General features: G+C 54.9%; 7 protein-coding genes. 5 read left to right on the top strand and 2 right to left on the bottom strand.

Annotation, left to right across the window (positions count from 1 at the left end; genetic code table 11):
• Window positions 1-10: 10 nt before the first annotated feature.
• The gene (locus SD425_RS23185; protein ID WP_324672765.1) at window positions 11-1732 is read right to left on the bottom strand and encodes an arylsulfatase; all 1722 of its coding nucleotides are present in this window, start codon (window positions 1730-1732) and stop codon (window positions 11-13) included.
• An 870-nt stretch (window positions 1733-2602) separates the two neighbouring features.
• Between SD425_RS23185 and SD425_RS23180 the strand changes: the two genes are divergently transcribed.
• The 4 genes from SD425_RS23180 (at window position 2603) to SD425_RS23165 (ending at window position 9978) form a co-directional block, all read left to right on the top strand.
• Window positions 2603-3589: an aldose epimerase family protein gene (locus SD425_RS23180; RefSeq protein WP_324672763.1), complete on the top strand. Its 987-nt coding sequence runs from the start codon at window positions 2603-2605 to the stop codon at window positions 3587-3589.
• 107 nt (window positions 3590-3696) lie between these two features.
• On the top strand, window positions 3697-6183 hold the full coding sequence (locus SD425_RS23175; RefSeq protein WP_324672760.1) for a glutaminase family protein: 2487 nt from the start codon (window positions 3697-3699) through the stop codon (window positions 6181-6183).
• 369 nt (window positions 6184-6552) lie between these two features.
• A complete protein-coding gene (locus SD425_RS23170; RefSeq protein WP_324672758.1) occupies window positions 6553-8289 on the top strand; it encodes an APC family permease in 1737 nt (578 codons plus the stop codon).
• Window positions 8290-8565: 276 nt separating this feature from the next.
• Entirely contained in the window at window positions 8566-9978 is a 1413-nt protein-coding gene (locus SD425_RS23165) for a chloride channel protein (protein ID WP_324672755.1), read from the top strand.
• Window positions 9979-10051: 73 nt separating this feature from the next.
• Here the strand turns inward: SD425_RS23165 and SD425_RS23160 are convergent, their stop codons facing one another.
• The gene (locus tag SD425_RS23160) at window positions 10052-10459 is read right to left on the bottom strand and encodes a hypothetical protein (RefSeq protein ID WP_324672753.1); all 408 of its coding nucleotides are present in this window, start codon (window positions 10457-10459) and stop codon (window positions 10052-10054) included.
• A gap of 297 nt (window positions 10460-10756) precedes the next feature.
• On the opposite strand from SD425_RS23160, the gene nhaA reads away from it, so the two are divergent.
• Complete coding sequence (nhaA, locus tag SD425_RS23155; RefSeq protein WP_324672750.1) at window positions 10757-12073, top strand: Na+/H+ antiporter NhaA; 1317 nt, start codon at window positions 10757-10759, stop codon at window positions 12071-12073.
• Window positions 12074-12126 lie beyond the last annotated feature (53 nt).

Here is a 12126-nt window from a genome sequence, read left to right as displayed (position 1 = left end):
GAAAGGCCAATTACTGCGGAGTGGCGGGCTTGGGGAAGGCCTGATACGCTTCGGCTAGCTGCTGCCAGCGCTGGCTCATGGCCTTCACGCGCTCTGGCTGCTGGGAAGCTAGGTCCTTGGTTTCGGACCGGTTGTTTTTGAGGTCGTACAGCTCCCAAGGCGCTTGGGCATTTAGCCGCACAATCTTCCAGTCTTGCTGCCGGAGCGCGGCTGCGCCAAAGTGTTCCCAGAACAACTCCGGGTGCAGACGTTGCGCTGGCGCTTTAGCCGAAGTCAGCAGCGACACGAAGCTCTTGCCGGGGCTAGGGGTAATGCTGCGGCCTTGGAACGTGCTGGGGTAAGAGGCTTTGGCCAGATCCAGGAAAGTGCTCATCATGTCAATCACGTGCAAGGGCTCACGCACAACGCGACCGGGTTGCTGCACGCCCTGCGGCCAGTGCACAATCAGAGGGGTGGCAATGCCGCCTTCATGCTGCTTGGCCTTGTAGTAGCGAAACGGCGTGTTGAGACTGTGCGCCCACACTTCGCCAATGCCAGCATGCACAAGTTCGCCGTTGGGCAGAACTTCCTTCTGCTTCGGAAAGGCAACGGGCTGCCCATCGCGGGTACTGCCGGCCCGGTCGAAGCCTGGTCCGAACTCTGTCGGATCTTCCGAGCTAGCTCCGTTATCAGCCAAGAACAGAATGACGGTGTTGTCGAACTGCTTCTTGCGCTTGAGATCGGCTATTAGCTGGCCTATGCTCTGGTCCATGCGGTCGACCATGGCGGCGTGCACGGCCATGGCGTGCGCATCCCACTCCCGGTTCGGGTTGGTGGCCCAATCCTTATCGGGGAACATAAACTCGGGTAGGGGCGTGGTTACTTGGTCAAACAGCTTCTGGTCTATGAGACGCTTGTAGCGCTTCTGGCGTAGGGCCTGCCACCCATCCTTATACATGTTCTCGTACTTCTTGATGTCCTCGGGCAGGGCCTGGATGGGCCAGTGGGGAGCCGTGTAGGCCACGTATAGGAAGAACGGCTTCTCCGACTTCGTGAACTGGTCGACGAACGAAATAGCCGAGTCGCCAAGCGCATTGGTGTAGTAGAAATCCTTCGGAACTGTTTTTACCGGCTTATTGCCGTACACTAGGCTGAACGGATCGAAGTAATCGACTACGCCCCAAATGGTGCCGTAGTATTTGTCAAAGCCGCGGGCCGTTGGGTAGGTGTTTAGAGCCGCGAAGTCGCCGAAGTCGACTTGGTGCGCTAGCCACTTTAGCTGCTCCGCTTTGTCCTTGCGCTCAATGGTTTCGGAGATGTGCCATTTGCCCACCATGCCCGTTTGATAGCCCGCCGAGCGCAGCGCCTCCGCAATGGTCACGGTATGTTCGTTGAGCGAACCCACGTAACCGGGCGCGCCCTCGTTGAACGTCATCTTGCCAATACCCGCCTGGTGCGGATACAACCCTGTGAGCAGCGAAGCCCGCGTAGGGCAGCAGCGCCCCGTGTTATAACACGCGTTGAAGCGGAGTCCGCTCTGGGCCAGCTTATCTAGGTTGGGCGTGCTGATTTCGCCGCCGTAACAACCTAGGTCGGAGTAACCTAGGTCATCAGCGACGACGACGATGATGTTGGGGCGTTTGGCTTCTTTCGGAGGAGCCCAAGTGAGCGCGCTAGTGCCGACAACAGCCACGAGCCCAAGGAAAGCAGCTACTGCCCGGAACGTAAAACGGCTAGTAGTTTTTGTTCGCATGGTGGAATGAAATGAAGTAAAGGAGTTCAAAAGAGGTACCATCAGTGAGCAGTCTTGTACAAACCACTTAAGCAAATTCAATGGCTGCTATAATTGTACAAAAATGGTATCATACTAAGCGCTTCGTTATTCTAGTCATTACCCAGGTCCCTAGCTAGTAGCTGTGCTTGGTAGGAGGAAGACCTCTGTATTCTGTGCAGCTCGCTCTTTTGCTAATTCGTTTAAGCAAGTAGCAAGTGGCGCGACTACAGTGTGACTGCCGCGTGAGCTAGGTGCAGCATAGGTAAGTATGCTTATGCTGTGCAGAAAGCCTTTAGAATCCTGTAGATCAATCGGTAGGCTAAATATGCAAACGATTGCTTTAATCACAAATATTCTTTGCATTTTCTAATACAAGCAGCAGCAGCACTGCAAACAGTACTGAAGGAAGTATCACGAGATTATTTTGGCTTCAATATTTCTTCATCAATGATGATAAGGAGGAGGATTTTATGATGTATATTATTGATAGTTAGTGAATAATAGAGGAGGATAAGTAAGTAGTATCAGCTATCTATAGCAAGCAATTTCATGACTAGCAAGTGCTTCTGTTAGTGGTAATTTTCTTGCAAACGTTTGCACTTGGCGGTGGCTTTTATAGATTTACCACCAAACCCGCTCGCTGCTAGGATGTCAATGCCGCTAACCGCTCTGAAATCCCATCTTTTCGGCTGCTACACTATGCTGTTATTTGTGATAGTAGCCTGTAATCAGCGGATGCTTGCGCCTAATATAATAGGAATAAACAAAGGGTATAACCCAGTCCAGACTACAGTTACACAAGCTACATTTGGCACTACACTAGAGGGCACGGCGGTAGAGCTTTATACCTTGCGCAATGTCCAAGGCGTCACGGCGACTATCACTAACTACGGCGGAACACTCACGGGGCTATTCGTGCCAGACCGTGACGGGAAGCTAGGTAATGTAGTACTCGGGTTCGACAGCCTGGCTGCTTATATCCGCGCCACGAATCCGTACTTCGGTGGCACCATCGGCCGCTACGGCAACCGCCTTGCGAAGGGGCAGTTTACCCTCGATGGTAAAACCTATCAAGTTCCCATCAACAATCCTCCTAATGCATTACACGGCGGTAAACAGGGCTTCAACCGGCGCGTGTGGAGCGCTACGCCCAGCACTGCACCCGAGGGCCCCAGCCTGACACTCAACTATGTAAGCCAAGATGGTGAAGAAGGCTACCCTGGCACCTTGCGGGTGCAAATAGTGTACACGCTCACGAATACTAATACCCTGCGCCTGCGCTACACGGCCACCACCGATCAGCCTACGGTGCTCAACCTGACCAACCACAGCTACTTCAACCTAGGGTACGGACAAAGCCAGGATATCCTAGGGCATGTACTGACGCTCGCGGCTGACCGCTTCACACCGGTTGACAAAACCCTGATTCCTACCGGTGAGCTACAATCGGTGGCCGGCACCCCTATGGACTTTCGGCAGCCGCACACCATCGGCGAGCGGATCGGGCAGGTGCCGGGTGGCTACGACCACAACTGGGTGCTGGCCGACAAGCTACAGGCTGTGCCGGAGCTAGCTGCCTCAGTATACGAGCCTAGGTCGGGGCGCATCATGGAGGTGTACACCGATCAGCCTGGCGTGCAGTTTTACTCCGGTAACTTCTTGAAGGGCAATCTGAAGGGTATAGGCGGCGTAACGTACGGCCAGCACTATGGCTTTGCTCTCGAAACGCAACACTTCCCCGATTCACCTAATCAACCCAATTTTCCCAGCACGGTGCTACGGCCCGGCCAGGCGTTTCACTCGACAACTGAATACCACTTTGGCGTGCGCAAATAACTGAACCACCCACCAATACTCTCACGCTGCTAGCGTCTTGTAAAATTCCCCTGACCAAAGGCTTCTGCCGGAGCCGAGCGGTTCTTTCACCTTTTTTTCACGAAAAAATGTTGCTCAAAAAGACTACCCTGCTACTGCTCACGAGCGGAATAAGCTGGTATCAGCTTCAGGCTCAAACGCTGCGCCCACCAGCTTACCCACTTGTGACACACGATCCATACTTCAGCGTATGGGCCTTTCAAGATGTGCTGACCGATGCTCCGACGCGGCACTGGACCGGCGAGGCACAAAGCCTGGAAGGAGTGGTGCGGGTAGATGGGAAGGCCTACCAGTTTATGGGGAAAGCTAGCCCGCAGTATCGTGCCATCATACCGATAGTGGGCGAGCAACCCTATAAGGCCCGCTATACGTTCACGCAGCCTGCTGCGGGTTGGGAGAAGGCAAACTTTGCGGCTACCAATTGGAAGGAAGGCGCGGCACCCTTTACCGATAACAAGGGGCTGAATGGCACTACCTGGACGGAGGGTGATATTTGGGTGCGCCGCACGGTGAGCGTAGCCAACCCACGTGCAGCGGGGCAAGTGCGCCTGCTCATGGAGCACGACGACGACGTGGAAGTATACCTGAATGGGGTGATGCTCACGAAGCAAACCGGCTTCAACAGCAAGTACGACTTCTTCACCATTCCGGCTGCGGGCTTGCAAGCCTTGCACGCTGGCGACAACGTGCTAGCCATGCACGCCAACAGCCCGCAAGGTGGGGAGTACCTCGATGCGGGCCTCTACGAAACCTTGCCCGAGCAGACGCAGATAGGCACTGCTCGCCAAACGGCCGTAACTGTAACCGCCACCCAAACCACCTATACCTTCGCCGCAGGACCGGTGCAGTTGACCGTCAATTTCTTGTCGCCGCTGCTGCTGGATGAGCTGGAAACCGTCGCCCGCCCGGTGAGCTACGTGACCTATACCGCTACCACCACCGATGGCAAAAGCCACGCTACTCAGGTGCTGCTGACGGAGGCTGGCACACTCGCCGCTAACACGCCGTACCAGGAGGTTACTACGCGCGCGGGCTCATCTGGCAATCTGCGTTGGCAGTCGATGGGTACCACAGCGCAACCCTTGCTGAAGAAGGCCGGCGACAACATTCGCATTGATTGGGGCTACGCATATTTGGCGGCGCCAGGCGGAACACTTAGCGCCGGCAATCCGCAAGCGTTGAAAACGAGCTTTGCTCAGAAAGGAACCCTGCCTGCTGCCCAAAACCAACCTGGTCAGGCCCAGCGTGTGGCCCAAGTCGCAATGCTAGACCTAGGTAGCGTAACCACCAAGCCCGTTGAGAAGCACTTGCTGATGGGCTATGATGAGCAGTACGCCGTGCAGTACTTCGGCCAGAACCTGCGCCCCTGGTGGCGCCGCGACCCCAGCATGACGATGGAGAAAGCACTGCAAGCGGCCGAAGCTGATTATACGCGCCTGCGCAAAAAAGCTACTGACTTTGATAAGAAGCTGTATGCCGATGCGCAAGCCGTTGGAGGCCAGAAGTACGCCGACTTGTGCCAGCTAGCTTATCGCCAGGCCATTGCGGCGCATAGCATCGTGGCCGGCCCGAAAGGCGAGCTGTTTTTCTTCTCAAAGGAAAACTTCTCCAACGGTTCCATTGGTACCGTAGACGTAACTTATCCCTCGGAGCCCATGTTCTTGCTCTACAACAACGAGCTAGCCAAGGGTATGCTGCGCTTCATCTTCGATTACTCGGAGTCGGGACGGTGGAAAAAGGACTTCCCAGCTCACGATGTCGGAACGTACCCCTTGGCTAATGGGCAAACCTACGGCGAAGATATGCCCGTGGAAGAAGCTGGCAACATGCTGATTTTGACCGCGGCTGCGGTGCGTATGGATGGCAAAGCCGACTTCGCCCGCGAGCATTGGCCTACGCTCACTAAGTGGGTGGGCTTCCTGAAGCGCGACGGTTTCGACCCAGCTAACCAGCTTTGCACCGACGACTTTGCCGGGCACCTAGCTCGCAATACCAACTTGTCGCTGAAGGCCATTATGGGTATTGCCTGTTACGCGCAAATGGCCCAGCAACTCGGCGACCAGAAAACGGCCACCGAACACTTTACCCTGGCCCGCGAGCTAGCCGGCAAGTGGCAGCAAATGGCCAAAGACGGTGACCATTATGCGCTCACCTTCGACAAAACTGCCGGCTCCTGGAGTCAGAAGTACAACTTGGTGTGGGACAAAGTATTGAGCTTGAATATTTTCCCGCCGGAAGTGGCTCAGCAGGAGCTAGCTTTCTACCTCAAGCACCAGCAGCGCTACGGCTTGCCGCTCGATAGCCGCCGCACGTATACCAAGTCGGATTGGATTATGTGGACGGCCACGATGGCCAAGAGCGAAGCCGATTTCCAAGCGCTGGTGGCCCCCGTGTGGCAGTTTGCTAACGAGACCCCCAGCCGGGTACCGCTCAACGACTGGCACGAAACCACCGATGCTAAGCAAGTAGGTTTCCAGGCCCGCTCCGTCGTGGGTGGCTACTTCATGAAAATGCTGGATCAGCAACTGAATGGCAAAGGCGCCGTTCCGAAATAGGTGCTTCGGCCAGTAGCCATAACCTAGCTCGATAGGGTTTAGGCACTGTAAGTAAATCACCAGTCTCGGTCACGAGATAAGAACATTTCAGGCCCGTCATCCGGCTACTATAGCCGAGTGGTGGGCCTGATTTGGTGAAAGCTAGCTTGGGGCCCCAAAGATGAGCTAGAAGCTAAAGTGTAAGCAGCCAATCCAAAGGCAACGGACTGTTCTGGCAGGCGTAGGATGAAAGAAGAAGTCCCGCTGACTAAGTGTTCCTTCAAGACGTTGCTTTACCGTGCTCAGCTAGTTATCATCGACGAGTTTTTTGAGCTAGGGTAGCGAGCAGCAACTAGCAACGGTGTACACACGCTCTCTAACCACCCTACCATGAGCCATGAAAGAAAGCTAAACGAACTGGAAGCTACTGCTATCTGTGGTAATGATATTTCTTCTTCGTGTCTCTACGTATCGGCATTAGCTATTGCGTATGCGGGCCAGTACGCCTGGGTAGCGTTGCTAGTCGTGGGAGCCGTGCTCTATTTATTTCGCCGCATCTACGGGGAAGTAGTAGGTGCCTTACCGCTCAACGGTGGGGCTTACAACGTGTTGCTCAACACCACTAGCAAACGCAATGCTGCTGTGGCGGCCTGTTTAACGATTCTGTCCTATATGGCCACCGCGGTTATTTCTGCTTCCGAGGCCATGCATTACCTGCATACGCTGTGGCACGGCTTACCTATCATTTTCGCGACGGTGCTGTTGCTCGGCCTGTTTCTGCTCCTCACTATTCTCGGTATTTCCGAATCGGCGGTAGTAGCGGTAGGCATCTTCTTGCTCCACTTGTTTTCGCTGACGCTGCTCGTGGGCGTCACGGGTTGGTACCTCATGCAGCATGGTACGGCCACGCTAGCAACCAACTGGCATATGCCGCTGAAAGGCAGTTTGCCGAGTGCTTTGTTTCTAGGGTTTAGTGCGGCCATGCTCGGTATTTCGGGCTTCGAAAGCTCCGCCAACTTCGTGGAGGAACAGGCACGGGGCGTGTTCCAGAAGACCTTGCGCAACATGTGGGTAGTCGTGACGGTATTCAACCCACTGTTAGCCTTTCTGGCCATTGCTGCGCTACCCCTAGCCGCAGTGGGCGAGCACACCGAAACGTTGCTCTCTCATCTAGGGCAGACGACGGGTAGTTCTTGGCTAGCCACGCTTATTTCCGTTGATGCCGTTGCGGTGCTGAGTGGGGCGGTACTCACGTCGTTTGTAGGCGTGAGTGGTCTGATGAAGCGCATGACCTTAGACCGCATTTTGCCGCCGTTCTTTCTGAAGGAGAATAAGCGCCAGAGCAACTACGTCATTCTCATTACCTTCTTCTTGCTGTGCATTTCGGTGCTGCTGATCACCAACGGGCAGCTAGGTCCGCTGGCCGGGGTGTACACCATCTCGTTCTTGTCGGTAATGGCGTTTTTTGCCCTTGGCAACTTCCTGCTCAAGCGAAAGCGCCCCAAGCTTCCGCGGCCCGTGTACGCGAGTGTAGGCACGGTGTCGCTGGCCCTCCTGGGTGTGCTGACAGCTCTTTACGGCAACATTCGCATCCGGCCCGACTACCTGATTGTGTTTCTGCAATACTTTCTGCCGGCTTTGTTGCTGGTCACGGCCATGCTCAACCGCAAGGGGATCCTAAACTTGGTACTGCAAGCGGCTCAATCATTTGCTAGTAAGTCGCCCCGTATCTCGCGCCTTACTCAGATCACCATCCGTCGGCAGTTGCGGGAGCTACACCGGCAGGAATTTGTATTCTTTACGAAGGGCGACAACGTCTCCAACCTCAACAAGGTAATGGCTTACGTCGTGGAGAATGAATCCACAAACCGCCTCAAAATCGTGACGGTACTACGGGAGGGCGAGGTATTTCCGCAGGAGCTGATCACGGACATTCGGGTGCTCGATCGAGCTTACGAGGAAATCGTGGTGGATTTTGTGACCATGAGAGACACATTCGGGCCGGAGCTGATTGACCGGCTGAGCAAAGAGTGGCAAATCCCGAAGAACTTCATGTTCATTGGCTCCCCCGGCGACCATTTTCCCTACCAGATTTCCGAGCTAGGTGGCGTTCGTCTGATTATTTAAGAAGTAGTCCATTAAATGTAATTGACCAATTGATTCGAGGTGTTTCGAAGATGAGCTACTCAGCCACTGGGAGCCAATAAGCAGTAGCTGCTCCCTCGAAAGTGACGAAGCAAATCGTCGGCGTTTTATCTAAAACCGAGTTTACTTAGCGCACTGAGCAACTTTGTTGGCTGAGGATAGTATCCGTTTGTAGATGGTTTGAGGGCGCTTTGCGCCGACATGGCTGAATGGCTTAGTTCATCGGTACCACAGAAACGCACGCCTACCTTCGCCTGAATGCCTACTTCTCCTACTCGATATGCCAGGCTGCTCGCTTGGCTTGATCAGCATTTTCTTCAGCGGCTCTACACCGATCGGGTGCGGCGGCTTGTACTGCAAAGTTTTCCCTTTTGGTTTGCCTCCATCATTACGGGGATCGTAGCTGTGGGCTATGAGCGGCTATTTGAGTGGGCCGAGCACACCAGTTTCACTTGGCTCCGACACCAACCGCTGCTTGCTTTCGTCCTTACGCCGCTCGCTTTTTTTGTCTCGTGGGTGTTGGTGCAGCGCTTTGCGCCCGCTGCTCGCGGCAGTGGCATTCCGCAGGTAATGGCTAGCATTGAGCTATCGAACCCCGCCAACTATCGCCGTACAGGCTACCTGCTTAGTTTGCGGGTAGTTTTCATCAAGGTGCTGAGTAGCGTGGCATTGCTGCTAGGAGGTGGCGTAATCGGGCGCGAAGGACCTACTATTCAACTGTCGGCAGCTATTTTTCGGGCTATCAACCGCTTGCAGCCAGCAGGCTGGCCGAAGCTTTCTCGGCAGATTGCGTTAGTGACAGGTGGTGCTGCTGGGCTAGCCGCCGCCTTCAACACGCCGCTAGGAGGCATTGTGTTCGTAGTGGAAGAGCTGACGCAAATGCACCTGGCACGCTTCCGTATGGCTGTGTTTTCGGCCGTTATTGTAGCGGGCCTCACAGCGCAGGCAATTCTGGGCCCTTACTTATACCTAGGTTTCCCGAAAGTGACAGCGCACGCGGGGTGGTTCCTGGCTACGGTCGTGCTGGTTGCCATCATCTGCGGCTTGGCGGGTGCTGTATTTGCTAAGACCCTTCTGTGGCTCGGGCACTATCGCCGCCGCTTCGACACCTTCGGGAAGCAAGCTATGTGGGTAATAGGCTGCGGCTTATTGATGGCAGTCCTGGCCTACGGAGTAGGGCAGGAAGGTGTGGGTACCGGCAAACCCATCATCAACCGGCTTCTATTTCAGAATGACAGCCAGACGCCTTGGTACCTATTCCCCGTACGTTACGTGGGAATGGCACTGAGCTACAGCGGTGGGGGCGCGGGCGGCATCTTCGCGACCTCCCTGAGTGCAGGCGCCATTCTAGGCGACGCCCTAGCCCGACTAGGAATGGTGCCTGTAGAAGACCGTAACCTCTTGATCCTAGTGAGTATGGTCAGCTTCCTGACGGGCGTAGTACGCTCCCCATTCACGGCGGCTATTTTGGTATTGGAAATGACGGACCGTCACTCAGCTATTTTTCAATTATTGCTCAGCGGCATGATGGCGCAAGCGGTGGCTTCTCTAGTCGATCCGCACTCCTTCTACGAGCATCTTAAAGCCAGTTTCTTGCGGGAGGCGCTAGCCCAACCAGCCCCGCCGGTTCTACCCCGTCTACCCCGTGCCGCTCGTCCGGCGCAGGAGTAGTTCTTGTAAGGCGGTGCTTAAGAAGAGCCACTAGAAATGGCGTAGCAGCTAGAAGTTCATGCGCAGACGATAGCTAGGTCGTTTGCAGCCAAGCAGTGGCTTGGTTAAGATCTTCAAAGAGGGCAACGGAAAAATAGCACCGAAACTTGGCGATTACTGGGTCGGTGTGCAGGCGGTGAGTTGGCTCCAGAGCCGGTAGCACAGCGTAGCGATTACAATGCGTATGGGCTGTCGTTTCGGGTAACCAGCGCGTGAGCAGCCATTCTTGGTCCGCTGCGTCGAAGGCTGCCGGCAGCGCACGGTGGTCGACGAGCAGGCAGCAGAGATTGGTGCGCTCCAAGAGATTACGCGCATGGATGTAGAGCGCCCGCAACTCTAAGCTGGTAGGTGCCTTTCCTGACCAGCGCAAGTACACGTAGGAGTCAGGTAAGTACTCGAGGGTCCCAAGCGCGTTGGAGAAGTAATGGTGGGTGGTAAGCATCACGGGCAATTAGCAAGCGGAAAGATAGTGTAACGTAATAGCGCTGCCCCTGTTTCCAAGAAGCTAGGTCAATAACTGGTAGCTAGCTCCGGTCGATGTCTCATAAGTTCGTTGAAACTTGCTTAGCGGCCAAAGAATAGGAAAGCGAAAGCACCTATGGATAGGTCGACGCTAGTACAACGTTTTTCGACGCTTATTGCAGCAGATTTTACTTTGGTACGTACTCTCTAGCATCTACGCGGAATCATCGACTACCCAAACGGTCTGTGGGATACACGTACTTCTTTTCTACTGCCTATGGCTATTACTCAACTCGTACGACCGCTGGTGCGGCCCTTTGCAGAATTCTTTCGGCGTGAGGCGGCCAGTGGTATTATTCTCTTTTTTAGTGCTGCCCTAGCGCTGTTGCTGGCAAATACCAGCTGGGGAGTAGCGCGCTACTTTCCGGCCCTGTGGGATGAGCACTTACGCATTGCCTTCAACGGCTGGGTGCTCGACAAGAGCTTGCTGCACTGGATCAATGATGGGCTAATGACTATCTTTTTCCTGATAGTAGGCCTAGAAATTAAGCGCGAAGTGCTAGAGGGCGAACTGTCCTCGTTGCGGCAAGCGGCCTTGCCAATTGCCGGGGCGCTAGGCGGGATGCTACTACCAGCTCTGCTGTTTACGCTCTTCAACCGGGGCACCCCCACTGCGGGTGGCTGGGGCATTCCCATGGCCACCGACATTGCTTTTGCCCTAGCCGCCCTGCAGCTGCTCGGTTCGCGGGTACCCCTGGGGTTGAAGGTATTTCTCACGGCCTTGGCTATCGTCGATGACCTAGGGGCGGTGCTCGTTATTGCGGGCTTCTACACCCGCGAACTGCACCTGACTTTTCTCTACTTGGCCGTGGGCACATGGGCGGTGCTGTTGCTGCTCAACTGGCTAGGGGCGCGCAGTTTGTGGTGCTACCTTCCTTTGGGAGTGTTGCTGTGGTACTTCACGCTAGAATCGGGGATACATGCTACGCTCGCCGGCGTGTTGTTGGCGGTGGCTATTCCGTTTCGCATTAGCCACGAGCGACCCGTGTTGTTGCGCCTGCTGAATGACCGATTAACCTACCTAAGTGATGAAGCACATAACTCCGAGGCTGACCCACGGACTATCAGCGAAGAAATGGAGCATTTGGTGAATGTTATCAGCTCGCCGGCCCAGAAGCTGGAAGAGCGCCTGCACTCCGTGGTCAGCTTTGGTATCATTCCGCTGTTTGCTTTCGCCAACACGAGCTTAGCACTAGAATCCTCCGTGTTTAAGGAGTTGCTTTCCCCGTTGGGGCTAGGTATTATGGCCGGCTTAGGGCTAGGCAAGCCGCTCGGAATTGGACTGTTTGCGTGGGCCAGTGTGCGGCTCGGTTGGGCCGCATTGCCGCCCGGTGTGTCGTGGCGACATTTGTGGGGCGCCGGGATTTTGGGAGGCATTGGCTTTACGATGTCACTGTTTATTACGCTGTTAGCCCTAGGAGAACATTCTGAAGGAGAAGCAGTAGCTAAGTTAGCCATTCTACTAGTTTCTCTGTTATCGGGCGTGGTCGGCTACTTGCTGTTACGCAAGGCTCCTACTATTTCGCCGTTGTAAGTAACGAAATAGGTGCAGCGTTAAATTCTTGCTCTGTGACCTAGCTTAAAGAA

The organism is Hymenobacter sp. GOD-10R (assembly GCF_035609205.1).
In the GTDB taxonomy this organism is placed as follows: domain Bacteria; phylum Bacteroidota; class Bacteroidia; order Cytophagales; family Hymenobacteraceae; genus Hymenobacter.
The sequence above is the reverse complement of the archived record's forward strand: the minus strand, read 5'-3'. Positions and strand labels throughout refer to the sequence as shown.

Coding starts and splice junctions, on each gene's coding strand:
- SD425_RS23170 (WP_324672758.1), top strand. CDS start 6,553: ATGAGCCATGAAAGAAAGCTAAACGAACTGGAAGCTACTGCTATCTGT.
- SD425_RS23185 (WP_324672765.1), bottom strand. CDS start 1,732: ATGCGAACAAAAACTACTAGCCGTTTTACGTTCCGGGCAGTAGCTGCT.
- SD425_RS23160 (WP_324672753.1), bottom strand. CDS start 10,459: ATGCTTACCACCCACCATTACTTCTCCAACGCGCTTGGGACCCTCGAG.
- SD425_RS23175 (WP_324672760.1), top strand. CDS start 3,697: ATGTTGCTCAAAAAGACTACCCTGCTACTGCTCACGAGCGGAATAAGC.
- SD425_RS23165 (WP_324672755.1), top strand. CDS start 8,566: ATGCCTACTTCTCCTACTCGATATGCCAGGCTGCTCGCTTGGCTTGAT.
- nhaA (WP_324672750.1), top strand. CDS start 10,757: ATGGCTATTACTCAACTCGTACGACCGCTGGTGCGGCCCTTTGCAGAA.